Origin of the sequence: Haloarcula laminariae (assembly GCF_025457605.1) — an archaeon.
GTDB classification, from domain to species: domain Archaea; phylum Halobacteriota; class Halobacteria; order Halobacteriales; family Haloarculaceae; genus Haloarcula; species Haloarcula laminariae.
Genome location: NZ_JAMZFY010000002.1, coordinates 1,078,583 through 1,097,021, shown reverse-complemented (window position 1 = coordinate 1,097,021; position 18,439 = coordinate 1,078,583). Strand labels below are relative to the sequence as shown.

The 18,439-nt window shown below is 66.6% G+C and carries 17 protein-coding genes; 12 read left to right on the top strand and 5 right to left on the bottom strand.

The genetic code is table 11. The features are described 5' to 3' along the window. Positions 1-110: 110 nt before the first annotated feature. The 3 genes from NJQ98_RS17275 to NJQ98_RS17265 form a co-directional block, all read right to left on the bottom strand. A complete protein-coding gene (locus NJQ98_RS17275; protein WP_262180951.1) occupies positions 111-1,001 on the bottom strand; it encodes a DUF106 domain-containing protein in 891 nt (296 codons plus the stop codon). Positions 1,002-1,034: 33 nt separating this feature from the next. After that, a complete protein-coding gene (locus tag NJQ98_RS17270; RefSeq protein WP_262180950.1) occupies positions 1,035-1,685 on the bottom strand; it encodes an adenylate kinase in 651 nt (216 codons plus the stop codon). A 111-nt stretch (positions 1,686-1,796) separates the two neighbouring features. Then, positions 1,797-2,342 carry a hypothetical protein gene (locus NJQ98_RS17265; RefSeq protein ID WP_262180948.1) on the bottom strand — a complete coding sequence of 182 codons (546 nt, stop codon included), beginning with the start codon at positions 2,340-2,342 and terminating at the stop codon, positions 1,797-1,799. A gap of 190 nt (positions 2,343-2,532) precedes the next feature. Here NJQ98_RS17265 and NJQ98_RS17260 point away from each other — a divergent pair, with 190 nt between their 5' ends. Both NJQ98_RS17260 and NJQ98_RS17255 read left to right on the top strand, forming a co-directional pair. After that, positions 2,533-2,985 (top strand): peroxiredoxin, encoded by a 453-nt coding sequence (locus NJQ98_RS17260; RefSeq protein ID WP_262180946.1) that lies wholly within the window; start codon positions 2,533-2,535, stop codon positions 2,983-2,985. A gap of 174 nt (positions 2,986-3,159) precedes the next feature. Continuing rightward, positions 3,160-3,375, top strand: a complete 216-nt coding sequence (locus NJQ98_RS17255) for a HalOD1 output domain-containing protein (protein ID WP_262180944.1) — start codon at positions 3,160-3,162, stop codon at positions 3,373-3,375. A gap of 81 nt (positions 3,376-3,456) precedes the next feature. Here the strand turns inward: NJQ98_RS17255 and NJQ98_RS17250 are convergent, their stop codons facing one another. Continuing rightward, positions 3,457-4,332 (bottom strand): homoserine kinase, encoded by an 876-nt coding sequence (locus NJQ98_RS17250; RefSeq protein ID WP_262180942.1) that lies wholly within the window; start codon positions 4,330-4,332, stop codon positions 3,457-3,459. A gap of 115 nt (positions 4,333-4,447) precedes the next feature. On the opposite strand from NJQ98_RS17250, the gene NJQ98_RS17245 reads away from it, so the two are divergent. Beyond that, positions 4,448-6,655: a sensor histidine kinase gene (locus tag NJQ98_RS17245; RefSeq protein WP_262180940.1), complete on the top strand. Its 2,208-nt coding sequence runs from the start codon at positions 4,448-4,450 to the stop codon at positions 6,653-6,655. Between the two features lie 11 nt (positions 6,656-6,666). Continuing rightward, positions 6,667-7,968: an NAD(P)/FAD-dependent oxidoreductase gene (locus tag NJQ98_RS17240; RefSeq protein ID WP_262180938.1), complete on the top strand. Its 1,302-nt coding sequence runs from the start codon at positions 6,667-6,669 to the stop codon at positions 7,966-7,968. A gap of 24 nt (positions 7,969-7,992) precedes the next feature. Here the strand turns inward: NJQ98_RS17240 and NJQ98_RS17235 are convergent, their stop codons facing one another. Then, positions 7,993-8,568 (bottom strand): DUF6149 family protein, encoded by a 576-nt coding sequence (locus NJQ98_RS17235; RefSeq protein ID WP_262180936.1) that lies wholly within the window; start codon positions 8,566-8,568, stop codon positions 7,993-7,995. A 206-nt stretch (positions 8,569-8,774) separates the two neighbouring features. On the opposite strand from NJQ98_RS17235, the gene NJQ98_RS17230 reads away from it, so the two are divergent. The 8 genes from NJQ98_RS17230 to NJQ98_RS17195 all read left to right on the top strand — a co-directional run bounded on the left by NJQ98_RS17230 (position 8,775) and on the right by NJQ98_RS17195 (position 18,308). Beyond that, positions 8,775-10,025: an NAD(P)/FAD-dependent oxidoreductase gene (locus tag NJQ98_RS17230; RefSeq protein ID WP_262180934.1), complete on the top strand. Its 1,251-nt coding sequence runs from the start codon at positions 8,775-8,777 to the stop codon at positions 10,023-10,025. Between the two features lie 75 nt (positions 10,026-10,100). Beyond that, positions 10,101-10,322, top strand: coding sequence for a hypothetical protein (locus tag NJQ98_RS17225; RefSeq protein ID WP_262180932.1), 222 nt, complete (start codon positions 10,101-10,103; stop codon positions 10,320-10,322). A gap of 168 nt (positions 10,323-10,490) precedes the next feature. Then, positions 10,491-10,910, top strand: coding sequence for a DUF7124 domain-containing protein (locus NJQ98_RS17220; RefSeq protein ID WP_262180930.1), 420 nt, complete (start codon positions 10,491-10,493; stop codon positions 10,908-10,910). Positions 10,911-10,972: 62 nt separating this feature from the next. Next, positions 10,973-11,800, top strand: a complete 828-nt coding sequence (locus NJQ98_RS17215; protein ID WP_262180928.1) for a hypothetical protein — start codon at positions 10,973-10,975, stop codon at positions 11,798-11,800. 48 nt (positions 11,801-11,848) lie between these two features. Further along, a complete protein-coding gene (locus tag NJQ98_RS17210) occupies positions 11,849-12,385 on the top strand; it encodes a DUF5815 family protein (protein ID WP_262180926.1) in 537 nt (178 codons plus the stop codon). A 459-nt stretch (positions 12,386-12,844) separates the two neighbouring features. Further along, positions 12,845-13,075, top strand: coding sequence for a hypothetical protein (locus tag NJQ98_RS17205; protein ID WP_262180924.1), 231 nt, complete (start codon positions 12,845-12,847; stop codon positions 13,073-13,075). 111 nt (positions 13,076-13,186) lie between these two features. Next, positions 13,187-16,438 (top strand): carbamoyl-phosphate synthase large subunit, encoded by a 3,252-nt coding sequence (carB, locus tag NJQ98_RS17200; protein ID WP_262180922.1) that lies wholly within the window; start codon positions 13,187-13,189, stop codon positions 16,436-16,438. A 145-nt stretch (positions 16,439-16,583) separates the two neighbouring features. Next, positions 16,584-18,308 carry a histidine kinase N-terminal 7TM domain-containing protein gene (locus NJQ98_RS17195; protein WP_262180920.1) on the top strand — a complete coding sequence of 575 codons (1,725 nt, stop codon included), beginning with the start codon at positions 16,584-16,586 and terminating at the stop codon, positions 18,306-18,308. Positions 18,309-18,439 lie beyond the last annotated feature (131 nt).

Here is an 18,439-nt window from a genome sequence, read left to right as displayed (position 1 = left end):
GGGTTACGGATAAAAGGAGTTGTGTCTCGCTGTTGCCGGGAGCCGAGCCGCGGGAGGATTGATAGCGACGGGCAAGGACTGCCGGAGACCGCGGAAAAGAGGGGGCGGGGTTAGCTGGCAGTCGGCGAGGTCTGGACGTCCAGCGCCTTCCGGATAATCTGGGTGAAGGACAGCGAGCACAGGAAGTACCAGACGATCCAGGCCTGCATCGGGCCCACGAGCCCCCGGCGCCAGCTCTCGACCTCGCCGAAGATGGGCAGCGTCATGACGGGCGAGGAGATGGTCAGCCCGGGACCGAAGACCATCCAGTAGATCCAGAGGAACACGGGGATGTTGATGAGCATGATCCAGACCATCGGGCGGAACTGCTGTTTGAACATGCCCATCTGGTCGGTCATGAGCTCCATCTGCTCCTCCTCGATGCGCTCCAGGGCCTCGTCGTCGCCCCGCTCTTTGGCCTCTTTGCGCCGCTCCTTGATTTTCTCCATCTTCTCCTGGTGGTCGCCCATCCCGGACATGTCCATCATGTTGTCCTGGAGAATCGAGGAGGTCGCCCCGGTGAAGACGGCCAGGACCAGGATGAGGACGTAGAAGGGAAGCACCTCCGCCAGCGGGCCGAGCGCGATGTCGATGGTCCCGCCGATGGCGTTCCGGATGGAGTTGATGGAGTAGCCGGCAAAGAGCCCGACAGTCCCGAGCGCGGCCAGTTTGTCCCACTGGCTCCACCCGTCGTCGTCCTCCTCCGCGGGGTCGGCGTCGGTCTCCGACAGCGCGTCCCGGACGGCCTCCGGGTCCTCGATGACGAAGCCGTCGCCGTCGGCGTCGACGAGCAGGCCCGACTCGATGAGCCGCCCCCACTCGCCGCTACTCATGTCGTCGCTGACGTCGCTCCAGGTGACGGTCCCCTTCTCCTCGGCGACATCGAGCACCCGGGCGAGCGCGTCGGTGAGCGCTTCACCGTCGTCAGCGAGTCGCTCTACTTTCGGCGCGGTTCGTGCCATTGTGAGGGGGAAAGCGACGGCGACGTATGAACTTTATTCTGTCCGCCCGTCGATCGCCGCCTCGATGTCAGCCCAGACCCCGTCGGGGGTCTGCTCGCCGTCGACGGCGACGAAGCCGTCGTGGTCCTCGTAGTGGTCGATGACGGGGGCGGTGTTCTCCTCGAAGACGTCGAGTCGGTTGCGTACCGACTCCTCGTTGTCGTCGTCGCGCTGGATGAGTTCGCCGCCACAGTCGTCACAGACGCCCGACTCTTCGGGCTGGTTGAACTCGACGTGGTAGTTCGCGCCGCAGTCGTCACAGACGCGGCGGCCGGTGAGCCGGTCGACCAGTTCGTCGCGGGAGACCGAAAGCGAGAGGATGACGTCGAGGTCAGTCATGTCCTCCAGCTCCTTGGCCTGCTCCAGGTTCCGCGGGTAGCCGTCCAGGACGAAGCCGTCGGCGGAGTTCAGGGCCTCGTCGACGATTGCGTTGACGACGGCGTCGGGGACGAGGTCGCCCGCTTCCATGTACTCGCGGGGCGTGTCGTACTCCGTGTCCATGTCGGAGATGTCCATGTCCTTGTTCGCCCGGAGCGCGTCGCCGGTCGTGATGTGAGCCACGTCGTACTCGTCGGCGATGTTCGCGCTCTGTGTCCCTTTACCTGCTCCCGGCGGACCGAGAATCAGGAGTCGTGGCTGCGACATGTTCGCGAGTTCCGACGGCGAGGTTAAAGGGTTGTCCAAACGCGGCCGGGTATGACGTGAGACTCAGCCACACAGCCCCGCCTCGTCAGGCGCCCCGCGCCGATAGCGCACCTATTCGGACGCTGGGACGATTTCTGTGTACCCACTGCGAGCGATACTCGAGAGTCCCCACGCCATGAGCAGGCAGAACGCGCCGAAGATGACTTCTCCGAACGGGACGAGCGCGGTGAGCTCCAGAATCCAGCCGGTCGTTCGGGCGTACTGGGCCGCGTTTCTGGGGTTGACCAACTGGAATATCATCGTGACGCCCATCCACGTCGCGAGCATCGTCGCCGCGACTGCCATTCCCCGGGTCACCGGGATGAGTTCGACGTAGGTGTTGTCGTCCACGTCTTTCACGTCCGAGCGCCGGCCTCCCAGTATGGGCTCGGCGACGACACCGCCGAGTAACGAAGCGATGCCGACCACCCAGAAGGCCCGGGAAAACAGCCCGTCAGCGAACAGCGTCAAAAACCCCAACAGCGCCGCGAAAACGACCCCGTACACCATCCACAGGAGACGACTCAGCCGGCCGCGGGCGACGTACTGGTTTCCGCCCTCTTCGGTTTCGACCTCGACACCGCCACGGAAGTACACGAAGTCGTACTTTTTGCCCATGTTACTAATTAGCTAGAATATATAGAATAAATGTTACGCAGGTTGCTGTATATGTCATGGTGACTCGTCGGTTCGAGCCCAGAAACACTATCTCCCGTTGACGGCCCGCGCCCACCTTCCCTGCGATGGACGCCCGCGACACACCTTCCGCGGCCCAAATCGGTAAAGCCGCCGAGGCCGTGGCTCCGCTATGCTCGAACCCGGCGACCCGGCCCCCGATATCAGCGCACAGAACCAGTACGGCGAGACGGTCACGCCCGACTTCTCGGAGCCCACAGTCGTCTACTTCTACCCCGAGGACTTCACCGAGGGGTGTACCATCGAGGCCCGTGACTTCCAGGAGACGATGCCGAAGTTCCGCGAGGGCGGCATCGCCGTCTACGGCGTCTCGATGGACTCCGTCGAGAGCCACGACGAGTTCGCCGAGGAGATGGGCGTCCTCTATGACCTGCTCGCCGACCCCGACGGCGAGATAGGCGAGGCCTTCGGTCTCGATACGAGCAGCGGTCGCGTTGACCGCTACACCTTCGTCCTGGCCGACGGCGAGGTCAAGCGGGTGTACGACCCGGACCGCTACGACCCCGACGGGCACGCCGAGGACGTGCTGGTAGAGACGCGCAACGAGTTCGTCCAGGGCGGGTGACACTGCCGGCGGCCGCACGAGCGAACAGCGAAGTGCGCGTCGCGACGGGGAATCCGTCCCGAGCTGCCCGGACCGCATTCCGACCGCGTGTCGATGACCGTTCGGAGTATATTACGTTCGCCAGCTCAGTGTAGGATATGTAACTGTTTTTACGATACATACCAAGAGGTGCATATGAGCATATCGACTGCTCTGATACGGCGCCTGGCCGAGGCGGAGGGGAAAGACCCCGCGGAACTCCCGCCGCTCGGCAACGTGGTCGACCCGGGCGTCCTCGAAACCGTGATAGAGTCGGCCGACGAGTCCGTCTACGTCGCCTTTAGCTATCGGGACCACAGCGTCTCGATATCGGGGGACGGGACGATTCGATTGGACGAGACTCACCAGTAGAGCCCTCAAAACGTCGAGAACCGGCCCGGACAGCTCCGTTCGATTCGGCACGGAACGCCGTGGCCACTCGGAGGACCGCCGTCAGAAAATCCGGGCGCCCCGACCGATGCGGCTCTGATAGGCGCGCGCGTCCACGCCGTGTTCGCCGAACGTGTCGAGCATCGCGCTCGCAATCGCGCGCTGGGACCCCTCGTAACACGCCGCAAGCACCGAGGGGCCGGCGCCGGAAATCGTCACGCCGGTCGCGCCGGCCTCCAGGGCGGCTTCCCGCACGGACTCGTAGCCGTCGATGAGCTTCGCCCGCGCGGGCGTGACGACGCTGTCGTGCATCCCCTCGCCGACGAGTCCGGGGTCGTCGCGGTGCATCCCCGTCGTCAGGGTGGCGGCGTTGCCGACGGTCTCGACGAGCTGTTCGACGCGGGTGTGTTCGGGGACGACGCGGCGAGCGTCCCGGGTCGAGACGACGATGTCGGGGAGACACGCCACGAGGGGAATGGAGGCGTCGACCTGCCGGACGCCGGCGTCGGTGGCGATGGTGAAACCGCCCAGGATAGACGGGGCGACGTTGTCGTCGTGTGCGTCGCCGGAGACGACGGCCTCACCCTTGGCGGCGATGGGGACCAGTTCCTCGCGGGTGTGGCCGCGGTCGTACAGTTCGTTCAGGCCGACGGCCGCGGCGGCGGCGCTGGCGGCCGACGAGCCCAGCCCCGAGGCCGGGCGGACCCCCTTGTCTATCTGGATGTGCGCGGGGGCGTCCAGCGCCTCGGCGACGGCGCCGACGGTGTTTTTCTCGGGGTCCTCGGGGATGAACTGGCTGCCGGCGCCTGTCACCTCGATTGTCGTCCGGTCGGCCTTCGAGACGCGGACGACGTCGGCCGGGCGCTCCAGCGCGACGCCGAAGACGTCGAAGCCGCTGCCGAGGTTCGCACTGGTGGCCGGCGCCCGGACAGTTAGCATGCCTGCGAATTTTTGCAGTGTGATAAAAAAGGTAGCGGGTCGTCGGGGACGCTCTCAGGATTGAGAATACGGCCCAAAGTGATAAAAAGCCGAGATTGAAGCGGACAGTAGAAGGATGCACGCCGATGTCGTCGGGATACTCGTCGCCGGGAGCGCAGCGGGTGCGCTCGTCAGCGGGACCCTGGCGGTGAGTGCGTGGCGGGACCGGTCCATACCAGGGGCGGGCCCGTTCGCCTGGCTGATGGTCGCCGCAGTCGGCTGGTGTCTGCTGAACATCGCCTGGCTCACCGCCTCGGACCCCGCGGTAGCGGCGGTCGTGTTCCCGCTCACGCGGCTCACCTCCGGGCTCATCATCGGCCTGTGGGTCGTCTTCGCGCTCTCGTACACGGGCCGGGAAGCGTGGCTGACGCCCGCCCGGCTCGCTGGCCTGTTGCTGGCGCCGTCGCTGTACGGCCTGCTGGCGCTGTCGAATCCGGTCCACGGGCTGGTCACCGCCGGCGTGATCCGTCACACGGAGACCGGGCTGACGCTGTTTATCAGCGAGACCGGGGTGGGGTACGTCGCACAGATGGCGCTCCACTTCGGCTTCATCGCGGCTGGTTACCTCCTGTTCGGGGAGTTCCTGCTCCGGTCGCGGAACCTCTATCGCAAGCAGACGTTCGTCATCCTCACGGCCGGGCTGTTGACCGCCGGCGTCCACGGGCTGTTCGTCCTCGGGGCGACGCCCCACCCCGGAATCGACGTCACGCCGCTGACGTTCGCGCTCAACGGCGTCCTCGTGGGGGTCGCTCTGTTGCGCTACGACTTCGTCTCCGTCGCGCCGCTTGCTGGAGACCTGCTCGTCGACGAGCTCCCCGACCCGGTGCTCGCACTCGACACCGAGGGTCGAATCATCGACTACAACGCGGCCGCGGCGTCGCTTCTGGGGACCGACGAGCTCGGCGGTCGCCCCGTCGACGACGTCAGCGAGGGGCTGCTCGACGACGTCGAGCGGAACGAGGTGTTCGCGCTCGGGGACCCGCTGTCCTACTACGACCCACAGACCAGCGACATCACGGACCAACACGGCGGCGTGCGGGGCCGGCTGGTCGTGCTGCGGGAAGTCACCGGCCAGCAGCGGCGCCAGGACCGGCTGGAGGCGCTGCAGGCGGCCACCCGCCAGTTCATCGAGGCCGACCAGCCCGAGCGCGTCGCCGAACTGACGGTGAGCTTCGCGACGCGTGTCCTGGACCAGAACGCCGCCGCCGTCTTCCTGGCCACCGACGACGGCCGGCTCGAACCGGCCGCGGTGAGCGACGTCATCGAGGGGACCGCCAGCGACCTGACCATCTGCCCGGAGACGATGTCCGACCACAACGTCTGGCGGACCTTCGACAGCGGCGAGCAGCGCATCGCCGACTGCGAGGGGTGTGGGGGGTCGATGGAGCGGGCGCTGATGGTGCCGATGGGCGAACACGGCGTCCTCGCCATCGCCTCGGCCGACGACAGCTACCCCACCGAGGACCAGCAGTACGCCAGGATACTCGCCCAGACGACCCAGGTCGCGCTCGAACAGGTCCAGCGCCAGCGCGAACTCAGAGGGAGCCGAAACTCCGTGAAGCGCCGCAACGACCAGATAGAGTTCTTCAACGGCGCTCTCAGACACTCGATTCGCAACGGGATGCTCGTGGTCCAGGGACGGGCCGATTACCTCCGGGACAGCGTCGACAGCGGCGACGAACACCACATCGACAGCATCACCAAGTGGTGCGAGCGGTTGAACGACATGAGCGACGCCATCAAGGACATCAACGAGACGGTCACCGCCAGCGAGAGCGAACAGCTGGAGCCCATCTCGCTTTCGGCCGCCATGCAGGCCGCCGTCGAATCGGCCGTCGAAGACAGCGGCGTCACGGTCGACATGGCGATAGACGACGAGCGGGTACTGGCCAACCACCTCGCCGAGGAGGTGATCGGGAGCATCGTCGAGAACGCGGTCGAGCACAACACCAGCGACCGCCCCCACGTCGAAATCGACACGCGCGACGCCGGCGACTGGATACAGGTCCGCGTCGCCGACAACGGCCCCGGCATCAGCGACGAGCTGAAGACGCGGATGTTCGAACGCTCTATCTCAAACGACCAGACCGCCGGCGGCTTCGGCCTCTACTTCGTCTCGGTGATGATGGACCTCTACGGCGGGAAGGTGTGGTACGAGGACAACGACCCCCACGGCGCCGTCGCGATTCTGGAGTTCCAACGGGCGGAGGCCGCGTCCAGTCCGGACACCGCCGGCGCGGACGTCCCGGCGCTCGAAACGCAAAGTAAATCCCACAACGGCTGAAACCGGGAGGTATGATCGGTGTCGTCGGCGGCGGCGTCGCGGGCCTCGCAGCGGCGTATCGGCTCCAGCAGCGCGGACACGAGGTCCGCGTCTTCGAGGCGAGCGAGGACGTGGGGGGACTGGCCGCGGTGTACGAGACCGACGGCGACCCCATCGAGAAGTTCTACCACCACCTCTCGAAATCGGAGGAGACCATCGTCGAACTCGCCGAGGAGCTGGGTCTGGGCGAGGACGTCGAGTGGCGTATCGGGAAGAACGCCTACTACGTCGACGGCGTCGTCCACCCGATGGACAAGCCCTGGGAGATACTCTCGTTCCCCCACTGGAGCCTGTACGACAAGTTCCGCCTGGGGATGCTGACACTGGACATCGACGTCCGGGGCGGGGTCCCCTCCTTCGACACCTACGAGCGGCTCGAGGACTTCGAGGACGTTCCCGTCGAACAGTTCGCCCGCGAACACACCACCCAGAACGTCTACGAGACCTTCTTCGAGCCGCTGCTGGACGCGAAGTTCGGCTCCCGGAAGGCCGACGTCAGCGCCGCCTGGCTGCTGGGTCGCATCAAGTTCCGCGGGGAGCGTGACCTCCTCAAGGGGGAGATTCTCGGCTATCTGGACGGCGGCTTCGGCCGGCTGCTCGACGCGCTGGTCGAGGCGGTGGGGCGGGAGAACATCGAGACCGGGACCCGCGTGACGGACATTCAGACCGACGACGGCGCGGTGTCGGGGCTCACGACCGACGGCGAGACCGACCACGACGTCGACGGCGTCGTCGTCGCGGCGATGCCCGACGTCCTCGAAGAGCTCACCGGCTACCCCTGTGACATCGACTTCCAGGGGACGGTGTGTTCGGTCATCAGCATGGATGAGCCGCTGATGGACACGTACTGGCTCAACATCGCCGACGAGGCCCCCTTCGGCGCGCTCATCGAACACACGAACTTCGTCGAGCGCGAGCGGTACGGGGGCGACCACCTCCTCTACGTCGCCCGCTACATCCAGTCCCCCGAAGAGGACGTCTGGCAGCAGGACGACGACGAGGTCCGGGAGACGTGGCTCTCGGGCATCGAGTCGCTGTTCCCCGAGTTCGACCGCGGGTCGGTCAACTGGGTGAAGACGGCCCGCAACCCCCGTACCGCGCCCGTCTACGAGCGCGGGTACCAGGACATGGTCGTCCCCTACGACCTCTCCGCCGAGGTCGCCGACGGCGTCTACTACGCCGGGATGGCCTCCGAGGCCCAGTACCCCGAGCGGTCGCTCAACGGCGGTATCGTCGCCGGCTACGAGGTGGCGGACCGAATCGACGGTGTCTAAGGCCGTCTCGGGCGCGCGCTCGTTCTACTCGGCGCCGGGCGCTTTGCTCGGGTCGACGTCCTCGGGCTCCTCCTGGCCGCCCACGACGACTTCGCCGTCCTCCGTCTCGACGTAGACGTCGTCGGCGAACCCGCCCACCGCGTGGGGGTGGTCGGGGTCGTCCAGTTTCGCCGGCGTCGACGGCGCTTCGGCGACGCCGCCCCGGGGCCGGAACTCGCCCAGCGGGTCCGAAATCGTGATGCCGTGCTTCCCGAAGAAGTCCTCGTAGCGGTCGTAGTGGGCCTGTAGCTCGTCGCTGGGGAACTCCATCATCTCCGTCCAGCCGTGGTTGTAGAAGTCGAAGTTGGCCTGGACGTGGGTTATCTCGCGGGCCTCGGCCTCCGGATACCCCGCTTCGAGCGCGGCGAGGTAGGTGTCCATCGTCGCGTCGAAGAAGTCGTCGAGGTGGTCCCGTCGCTCGTCGGCCCGCTCGGGGTCGGCCTTGTCGATGAAGACGTTCGTGTGGAGGTCCACGAGTCGGTCGTTGACTCGCTCGCCGACGACCGGGAGCGTCAGCGCCTGCTTGGCCGCGAAGTGCTTGACGTTCTGACGGAGTTTCATCGCTTCTGCGTTAGGATTCGAGCGGTATGAAAGGCCCGGCTGGCCGCGGTACGAGCGGTCCACAGCGTCCGTCTCCGGCCGCTCGGCCGCCAGAGTGGCGGCCGATATCGTGGTTGCTGCTAACATGTAACAGTGGAACCATCGCCCTCTCGCAAACGATACGGAGATAGCAATCCACATTAGGCATGGTGCCGAAGCGTCCGAATATGAGCACGTCGCACGTGATTATCGGTGACGGCATCGCGGGTGCGTCCGCGGCCGAGACAATCAGGGAAGCGGACCCAGACGCATCGGTGACCGTCCTCACCGACGAGGGGGAAGCTCTCTACAACCGGATTCTCATCAAGGAGTTCGCCAAGGGGAAACTGCCCGAGGCGCCCATCTCCATTCACGAGCCCGAGTGGTACGACGAGCGCGACATCGACCTCCAGATGAACACCCACGTCACGGAGATCGAGCCGGTCGCTCACGAGGTGCACACCCACGAGGGCGACACCTACGAGTACGACAAGCTGCTGGTTGCGACGGGCGGGACGCCCGCCCAGCTCCCCGTCGAGAACAGCGACGCCGAGGGCGTCCACCACTTCTGGACGTTCCAGGACGCCCGGGGCATCCGCGAGCACGCCGAGGAGTCGGACCAGGGCGTCATCGTCGGCGCCGGCCTGCTGGGTATCGACCTCGCGGCCGTCTGTGCGGCCCAGGGCATCGACGCGAAGTACCTGATGCGCGGGGACCGCTGGTGGCGCTATGCGCTCTCCAGCGACGGCGCCGAAATCATCCATGACGCCCTGCGCGAGAACGGCGTCGAACCCGTCTTCGACTCCGGTGTCGACCACTTCACGGTCGACGACGACGGCCACGTCACCGGCGCGGTCGACCCCAACGGCGAGGAGTTCGACGGGGACTGGGCCGGCGTCGCCATCGGGCTGGACTTCAACACCGAGTTCCTCGACGGCGCGGGCCTCGAACTGGACGACGGCGTCGTCGTCGACGAGTACATGCAGACCAACGTCGAGGACATCTACGCCGCGGGCGACCTGACCCAGTTCTACGACACCATCCTCAACGCCCGCGCGCAGAACGGGGCCTGGGGCTCCGCCAAGGAGCAGGGGTCGGTCGCCGGGACGAACATGGTCGAAGACGCCGAGGAGAAGGAGTTCCGCTGGGTCTCCTCCTACTCCATTACCCACTTCGACTTCCCCTTCCTCTCCTTCGGTCACCCCACGCGCGGGGACGACGAGGCCGAACGGAAATACTCCGACAGCGAGTGGCGCCGACTGGCCTTCGAGAACGGCCAGCTCATCGGCGGCGTGCTCATCGGCGACCTCTCCCAGCAGTCCACGTTCAAGAAGCTCATCCGCGAGGAGCGGAAGGTCGCAGACCAGAAGGAACTGCTCCTGGAGAAAGAGGTCGACCTCGAAGAAGTGAAGGCAAACACCGCCGCGCCCGCTGAATAACGGGCGGTCCGTCGTTTTGGCGTATGTTTCTAACTTCCCGCCATCTTTTTGCGTTTTCGTTCGGAAATACCACATATGATTGGGCGCCTGTACCGACGGCTCCGGGAGCACGTCGCCAGTGGCGGTTCCGGCGACGCTGAGAACGGCGCGAGCGGCGGGTTCGCCGGCTCCATGCTTGACTGGTCGGTCAACTACAGCCACGGGCCCGACGGCGGCCGCGGGGAGGCCGCCCGCGAGATGGCCCAGATACAGGCGAAAGCCGAGATGCTGGACGAACAGGACCGGCGCCGGCGGTAGCGTCGTCGGGTCGGGCGTCAGCGTGCCGCCGTGTGGGCTTACGCTCCTGGTCGGGGACGACTGGCGGCTGGCGTTCTCCGGCGACACGAGTCACCTGGACGACTAGTGCCGCCGGCGACCCCGAACGGGAACGACGCCCTTTTTTCGATACGGGGCGGAACTACCGCTATGGACGGTGGCAGCGGCGACATGACACTCGCGTTCGACCTCGACGCCCTCAAGGAGCTGGCCTACCCCGACAGCGTGTTCACCGACGCGCGCCAGTGGTCCGAGTACGTCGGCGTCATCTCCGAACAGCCCACCTACGTCGTGACGAACTTCACGCGTAAACACCGCATCAGACAGGACTTCTTCTCCGGGCCGCGCGGCCGCCAGGAGAGTCTGGAGAACGTCAAAGAGCAGTTCGACACCGACCGGCACGTCTTCGTCGGCGCCGGCGAGGCCGACGCCGAGCTGGCCGAGACGGCCGGCTGGGAGTTCCTCCCGGTCACGGACGCCGCCGAGGCGGCCGACTGGGAGCTGGGCGAGCCCCAGGCCCCCGAGGCGACGGCCAACGACGGGGACGAACAGCGCGACGACTGGCCGTAAACGCCCGGCGCGGCGCGTTTCGAGCGGTGGCTTTTATTGTCCAGTGACGAACAGTCGGAAATATGTCCCTGGACATCGGTGACGCCCTCCGGAGCGGTATCGACGACCTCACCGGGGAGGACGGCCTCCTCGTCGGGTCGGTCTTTCTCCTGTACAGCCTCGGTTCGCTCGTCGCCGACGAGAGCCTCTCCGCGGAGCTGCTGACGCTGGTGTTCGAGAGCGGGGCGTACACGGCCGAACAGCGTGCCATGGTTGATTCCTTCGGCGGGTCGCCGTTCGCGCTGGGCGTCGGACTCCCGGCGGCCGTCGTGCTGGTCGTCCTCGTCGCGCTGGCCGGCGAGCTGGTCCGCTACTGGGCGATACGGTCCTTTGCCGGTCCGGCGGAGACGGAGACGGACGCGTTCGGCGACCGGGCCGTCATGGCGGTCGGACTGGGCGGGGCGGTCGCGCTGACGACGCTGCTGTTTCAGTCCGTCCTCCCGGTCGTCGGCCAGCTCGGCGGCGTGGCGACGACGCTCGTCGGGTCGATAGTCGGGCCGCTGGCCGGTCTGGTGTTGCTGACCGTCTTCGTCTACCTCCGCCAGGAGATAGCCCTGAACGACGGCGGCTACGGCGAGACGGTGCGGAACAGTTTCGCGCGGTTCATGGACGACCCCGCCTCCATCGTGATTCTGCTGGTCGTGCTCGGGCTCTTCGGACTGGTCGGCGGCCTCCCGAGTCTGGTCGCGGGACTGGCCGGCGGAGACGCTGCCGTCGCGGGCCTCCCCGTGACCGTTCTGACCCGCCTGCTGTCGACGGTGCTGGGGGCCGTCTTCCAGACGCTCGGCATCGCCGTCGTCACGGACGCCTACCTCCAGGTCCGTACCAGCGCCCGCGAGTCGGCCGCCTGACCGGGCCGTATCGCGGACTTTAACCCCGCGAGTGGACAACTCGGAGTAATGGCAGAACCGCGCGTGCCCGGCGGCCGCGAGTCCGAGCTCGAACTCCCCTGTAGCGAGGTCATCAGTACCCACGACGACCTCGACCTGGGGATGCGCGAGTACGACTGCGCCTGCGGGGCGAGCCACGCCGTCGTGCTGGACATGCACCCGCTCGCCCGCTTCGTCCCCGAGTTCCTGGAGCAGGTGCTCACCGAGACCATCGAGCCGGCCGACGACCACGACGAGTTCACGATGGCCCACCTCATGGGGGTCGTCATCGAGGAGTTCCCCGAGAAAGTCGCCGTCGCCGACGCGACGGAGGACGGCGCGGTCGGCTTCTCTATGGCCTGGGTGACCGACTTCGACGCCCGCAGGCTCCACGAAATCGTCGTCGAGCTCATCGTCGACCTGATGGACCACGCCGTCTCCCACGCCGAGGACGACGAGATGGCCGCGGAGTTCGAGGCCCAGATGCTTGAGTTCGACATACAGGAGTTCGTGGACCAGTACCGCGCACAGCGGGATTTCGAGGACGAGCACGATTCGGCGGTGTGAATCGTCGAGGACGAGAAATCCCCCGGGAGTCCCACGAGCGGCGAGCAGGCGGCGACCCGCGAGCCCGGCGAGTGGGACAACGGTGAGCTTGCTCACCGGTACTTCGAGGACGAACACGACTCGGCGGTCTGAGTCGTGTTCGGACGAGACGTTCCAGCGGGAGTCTCACGAGTGAAACGAGTGAGACCTCGAAGACTCGCTATGCTCGTCTTCGGTGCTTCGAGGACGAACACGACTCGGCGGTGTGAAGCAAGCGCACCCGGAGCCCATCCCTGAAAAATAAGGCCATACGTCGCTCTCCGGCGTGGTAACTACCCGACCGGTGTTTGACGTGTGTGCCGACGACGTATGACAACCACTTGCAGAACGGGTCCCGTCGCCGTCCCCCGATTTCGCCTAAATCGGCGTCAGACACCAGTCTGACGGTGTTATATGGGGTTTCGGCTACTGAATGTGGATATGGCCATCCGCCACGGCGAGTTCGAGCGCATCCGGTCGGTGCTTGCCGAGGCCGACACAGACGGTCCCCTGACGGCCCGCGAGATTCTGGAGTTGCTGGAGGACCACGACGAGGAGTTCGACAGCGCCCACCGGATCGCCACGGTACTCGGGCGGCGAGCCCAGACCGGCGAAGTCGAGGTCATCCGGGACCAGCCCTACCGCTACGACGTCACCGGCGAGAGCCAGTAGGGGTGGGAGGGACCCCCGTGTGAGCCCCTGGCATTACGATATTCGAAATCGAGCTTCGAGAAGCGTACCGTTTCGCCGGGCTTATTACGATGTGTAGGTTCGAATCGGGTAATGACAGCCGAGGAAGACCGCACAATCCTGCTTATCGGGAGCGGCCCCATCAAGATCGGCCAGGCGGCCGAATTCGACTACTCCGGCGCCCAGGCCTGTCGGGCGCTCCAGGAGGAGGGCGCGCGCGTGGTACTGGTCAACTCCAACCCGGCGACCATCATGACCGACCCGGACATGGCCGACAAGGTGTACCTCGAACCCATCAACACCGAGGCCATCACCGAGATCATCCGGAAGGAGAACCCGGACGGGGTCATCGCCGGCCTGGGCGGCCAGACCGGCCTCAACGTCACCGCCGAACTCGCCGAGGAGGGCGTCCTCGACGAGTTCGACGTCGACGTGATGGGGACGCCGCTTGACACCATCTACGCGACCGAGGACCGCGACCTGTTCCGCCAGCGCATGGAGAAGATCGACGAGCCGGTCCCCGCCTCGACGACTATCTCGCTCGACGAGGACGAGTCCGTGACGGACTTCGACGAGGAGGCGTTCCGCGGGCGCGTTCAGGACGCCGTCGACGAGGTCGGCGGCCTCCCGGTCATCGCCCGCACCACCTACACGCTCGGCGGCTCCGGCTCAGGCGTCGTCGACGAGTTCGAGGAACTGGTCGAGCGCGTCCGCAAGGGGCTTCGCCTCTCGCGCAACAGCGAGGTTCTCATCACCGAGTCCATCTCCGGCTGGGTCGAACTGGAGTACGAGGTCATGCGCGACGCCGACGACTCCTGTATCATCATCTGCAACATGGAGAACATCGACCCGATGGGCATCCACACCGGGGAGTCGACGGTCGTCACGCCCTCGCAGGTCATCCCCGACGAGGGCCACCAGCAGATGCGCGACTCCGCGCTGAAGGTCATCCGCGAACTGGGCATCCAGGGCGGCTGTAACATCCAGCACGCCTGGCGCGACGACGGGACGCCCGGCGGCGAGTACCGCGTCGTCGAGGTCAACCCCCGCGTCTCCCGCTCCTCGGCGCTGGCCTCGAAGGCGACCGGCTACCCCATCGCTCGCGTGACCGCGAAGGTCGCCCTGGGCAAGCGCCTCCACGAAATCGAGAACGAGATTACCGGCGAGACCACCGCCGCCTTCGAGCCAGCCATCGACTACATCGTCACGAAGGTTCCCCGCTGGCCCATCGACAAGTTCACCGATACCGACTTCGAGCTGTCGACGGCCATGAAGTCGACGGGCGAGGCGATGTCCATCGGCCGGACCTTCCCCGAGTCCCTCCTCAAGGCACTGCGCTCCTCTGAGTACACGCCTGCCGTGGACTTCGAGACGGTCCCCGACGACGAACTCGAATCGGAGTATCTGGTCCGTCCCTCCCCCGACCGTCCCTACGCCATCTTCGAGGCGTTCCTCCGCGGCTACACGGTCGAGGAAATCGTCGACCTGACCGACATCCACGAGTGGTACGTCGAGCGGTTCGAGGAGGTCGCCGACGCCGCCGAAGCCGCCATCGCGGGCGACTACGAGACCGCCGCCGCGGCCGGCTTCACAGACCAGGAGATAACCGCGCTCGCGGGCGGCGAGTTCAACGACACCCACGTCTCCTGGCTCCCGGCCGGGCTGGACGCCGAGGACGGCGGCGCGGCCGACATCGAGGCCGCGACCGACGGAAGCGGTGTGCAAATCGAGGACGTCGAGAGCGAGACCGTCCATCGGGACTACAAGCTCGTCGACACCTGCGCCGGCGAGTTCGAGGCGACGACGCCGTACTACTACTCGACGCGGGACCCCATCTCGGGCATCGACCGCAACGAGCTACTCGTCGACCCCGAGGTCGAGAGCGTCGTCGTGGTCGGCGGCGGCCCCATCCGCATCGGCCAGGGCGTCGAGTTCGACTACTGTTCGGTCCACGCGGTCCAGGCCCTGGAGGCGATGGGCATCGACGCCCACGTCGTCAACAACAACCCCGAGACGGTGTCGACGGACTACGACACCTCCGACGGGCTGTTCTTCGAGCCCGTCACCGCCGAGGAAGTGGCCGACGTGGCCGAATCCACCGGCGCCGACGGCGTGATGGTCCAGTTCGGCGGCCAGACCTCCGTCGACATCGGCGCGCCCCTGGAGGACGAACTGGAGCGCCGCGGGCTGGACTGCGAGATTCTCGGGACCTCGGTCGAGGCGATGGACCTCGCCGAGGACCGCGACCGCTTCAACAAGCTGATGGAGGACCTCGGCATCGCGCAGGCCGAGGGCGGGACGGCGACAAGCAAGGAAGAGGCGCTCGACCTCGCTCACGACATCGGTTACCCCGTGCTGGTGCGTCCCTCGTACGTCCTCGGTGGCCGCGCGATGGACGTCGTCTACAACGACGACGACCTCGAAACCTACATCGAGGAGGCCGTGCGCGTCTCCCCGGACAAGCCGATCCTGGTCGACGAGTTCCTCGCCGACGCGGTCGAACTGGACGTCGACGCCGTCGCCGACGAGGACGACGTGCTCATCGGCGGCGTCATGGAACACGTCGAGACCGCCGGCGTCCACTCCGGCGACTCGGCGTGCATGATTCCGCCCCGCTCCCAGGAGATAAAGGACGTGATGCCCCGCATCCGCGAGGTCACCGAGGACATCGCCGAGGCGCTCGACACCGTCGGCCTGCTGAACGTCCAGCTCGCTGTGCGTGACGGCGAGGTGTACGTCCTGGAGGCGAACCCGCGCTCCTCGCGTACGGTGCCGTTCATCTCGAAGACCACCGGCGTCCCCATCGCCCGAATCGCCGCCCGCGTGATGGCGGGCGAGAGCCTGGCCGAGATGGACATCGAGGAACAGATTCCCGAGCAGGTCTCGGTCAAGGAGGTCGTCCTGCCGTTCGACCGCCTGCCGGGCTCGGACCCGCGTCTCGGCCCGGAGATGAAATCGACCGGCGAGGTCATGGGCACCGCCGGTTCCTTCGGCAAGGCCTACCAGAAGGCACAGATGTGCGTCGGGAAGGACATCCCGCTGGAGGGGACCGCGCTGGTCGACTTCGGCGTGCGTGGCTACGAGGACCACTTCGACGTGGTGGACCTCGACGACTTCGAGGACACCGACGCGGTCGTCGAGGCCATCCAGGCCGACGAAATCGACCTGGTGGCCTCCCGCGACCGCGATGTGCTCGAAGCGTGTGTCGAGGAGACGGTCACCTACTTCTCGACCCGCGAGAGCACCGAGGCGGCGCTGGAAGCCATCAACTCCGCGGACCAGCCCCTGGCGGTACAGGCCATCAGCGAGCGCCCGAAGACGACGCGCGACTGGGGCAGCGAATAGCGGGACGGACCACCGGTGATGGGGCCTGTGACACGGCCCTCGGAACGGAGTTGTGACCGCAGGCAGTAGCGGGACGCCCGGTTACGTTCTTTCTCAGATTCATTACAAAACGGCTATAACGTAGTCACACTAAGTATACAGAAGCTTGCTCGTTGGTATCGGGGGACTGGTGGTCGGCAGTTCGGTCAGCGCCGGTGTCGGTGCGCTCGCGCTGGCGGGCTACCTCTACCGTCACAGAGAGAGCCCGGGCGTCCCGTGGTTCATCGCGTCAGTGCTCGCCGTGAGCCTCTGGTGTCTGACCTACGGGGTGGCGCTGCTGGTCACCGACCTGCCGCTGCGCGAGCATCTGACCGCGCTGTGGCTGGTCGGCGGCATCTGGACCGGGCCGCTCTTTCTGCTGTTCGCGCTGGCGTACACCGGCCGGACCGCCCTCGCGCGCAACTGGCCGGGGCTGGCGGTGCTCTCGGTTCCAGTGGTCGGCTCGGGGCTCCTGCTCACCCACCCCGCCCACTCGTTGCTATGGACGGGGTTTCGCCTCGACCCGGTGTTCCGGCTGGCGACGGCCAGCTACGCGCTGCAACCGGTCGGCTACGCGATGCTCGTGTTCACGCTGCTATCGGCCGGAGTCGGGGTGCTGTTGCTCGTGGAGACGGTCGTCAGCTACGGCCCCCTCTACCGCGGCGAGGCCATCGCCGTCGCGCTCAGCGTCGTCCCGCCCGCGGCCGGCTCGCTCCCGTGGCTCTTCGGGTTCGGACCGTACCCACAGCTCATTCTCTCGCCGGCGCTGTTCTGTCTCCACCTGATGCTCGACGGCTACGCCTTCGTCGAGAAGGACATGTTCGAAACCAATCCGACGACCCGGCGAGCCGCGGAGCGGTCGGCGGTCGACGACATCCCGACGCCGCTGTTCGCGCTCGACCGGGCGGACCGGGTGGTGACGGTCAACGACGCCGCCGTCGAGATATTCGACCTCGACCGCGGCGCCGTCCTGGGCGACCCGTTCGAAGCCATCGTCCCGGTCGAGAGCGGTCCCGACGGCGGTTGGGAGTCCGTCACCATCACGTCGGCCGGTCGGGAGCGCCAGTTCACCGTCGCGACCGCGGCGCTGACCGACCCCGCCGGGACCGAGGTCGGGCGGACGGTCGTCCTTCAGGAGGTGACCCAGGAACACGAGCGCAAACAGCGTCTGGACGTCCTCAACCGCGTCATCCGCCACAACCTCCGCAACGAGATGACCGTTATCATGGGCCACGCAGACATGGTCGCCGAGCGGACCGACGACCCGGAAGTCAGGGCGTCGGCCGCGACCATCGGTGAGAGCGCGGACCGCCTGCTCGCGACCGGGGACAAGGCCCGCGAGTTCGAGCGGATACGCGGGAGTCAGACCCGGACGCGGTCGGTCGACGTCTCCCGGCTCGTCGCCGACGCCGCTGCCGACATCGGAGCGGAGTTCCCCGAGGCCACGGTCGACATCGATATCCACCAGCGGGTGGAGACGGCGCTCCGAACGGACCCGCGAGTCCTGACGCTCGTGGTCTCCTCGCTCGTCGAGAACGCGGTAGCGCACAACCACACCGACAGCCCCCACGTCCGCGTCGCGCTCGCCGACCTCGGCGATGCGCTCGAAATCCGTATCAGCGACGATGGGCCGGGTATCGAGGCCCACGAACTGACGCCCATACAGGACGGGACGGAGACGGAGCTACAGCACTCGACCGGCATCGGCCTCTGGGTCGCCTCCTGGGGCGTGACGATGCTCGGCGGCGACCTGGAGTTCACCGACACGGGCGACGGGACGGAAGTCGTCGTCACCCTGGATACGGACTTCGGCCCCGGGGACGGTGACGCGGAGAAAGCGACGGCTAAGTGATACAGGAGCCCGGCCGACCGTTGTTCGCCATACGGTCTACAATTCACTCCGTCTCCCTACAAATAATGTCCTTTGAGAGTAATAACACTACATACAGAAGGATGATTAGAAGCAAACGCGACTCCGCGTAC

Excerpts from the sequence above, each read along its gene's own strand:
- NJQ98_RS17205 (WP_262180924.1), top strand. The coding sequence starts at position 12,845 with ATGGCCATCCGCCACGGCGAGTTCGAGCGCATCCGGTCGGTGCTTGCC.
- NJQ98_RS17270 (WP_262180950.1), bottom strand. The coding sequence starts at position 1,685 with ATGTCGCAGCCACGACTCCTGATTCTCGGTCCGCCGGGAGCAGGTAAA.
- NJQ98_RS17245 (WP_262180940.1), top strand. The coding sequence starts at position 4,448 with ATGCACGCCGATGTCGTCGGGATACTCGTCGCCGGGAGCGCAGCGGGT.
- NJQ98_RS17275 (WP_262180951.1), bottom strand. The coding sequence starts at position 1,001 with ATGGCACGAACCGCGCCGAAAGTAGAGCGACTCGCTGACGACGGTGAA.
- NJQ98_RS17235 (WP_262180936.1), bottom strand. The coding sequence starts at position 8,568 with ATGAAACTCCGTCAGAACGTCAAGCACTTCGCGGCCAAGCAGGCGCTG.
- NJQ98_RS17215 (WP_262180928.1), top strand. The coding sequence starts at position 10,973 with ATGTCCCTGGACATCGGTGACGCCCTCCGGAGCGGTATCGACGACCTC.
- NJQ98_RS17225 (WP_262180932.1), top strand. The coding sequence starts at position 10,101 with ATGATTGGGCGCCTGTACCGACGGCTCCGGGAGCACGTCGCCAGTGGC.
- NJQ98_RS17230 (WP_262180934.1), top strand. The coding sequence starts at position 8,775 with ATGAGCACGTCGCACGTGATTATCGGTGACGGCATCGCGGGTGCGTCC.
- NJQ98_RS17250 (WP_262180942.1), bottom strand. The coding sequence starts at position 4,332 with ATGCTAACTGTCCGGGCGCCGGCCACCAGTGCGAACCTCGGCAGCGGC.
- NJQ98_RS17220 (WP_262180930.1), top strand. The coding sequence starts at position 10,491 with ATGGACGGTGGCAGCGGCGACATGACACTCGCGTTCGACCTCGACGCC.
- NJQ98_RS17260 (WP_262180946.1), top strand. The coding sequence starts at position 2,533 with ATGCTCGAACCCGGCGACCCGGCCCCCGATATCAGCGCACAGAACCAG.
- NJQ98_RS17265 (WP_262180948.1), bottom strand. The coding sequence starts at position 2,342 with ATGGGCAAAAAGTACGACTTCGTGTACTTCCGTGGCGGTGTCGAGGTC.
- NJQ98_RS17255 (WP_262180944.1), top strand. The coding sequence starts at position 3,160 with ATGAGCATATCGACTGCTCTGATACGGCGCCTGGCCGAGGCGGAGGGG.
- NJQ98_RS17210 (WP_262180926.1), top strand. The coding sequence starts at position 11,849 with ATGGCAGAACCGCGCGTGCCCGGCGGCCGCGAGTCCGAGCTCGAACTC.
- carB (WP_262180922.1), top strand. The coding sequence starts at position 13,187 with ATGACAGCCGAGGAAGACCGCACAATCCTGCTTATCGGGAGCGGCCCC.
- NJQ98_RS17240 (WP_262180938.1), top strand. The coding sequence starts at position 6,667 with ATGATCGGTGTCGTCGGCGGCGGCGTCGCGGGCCTCGCAGCGGCGTAT.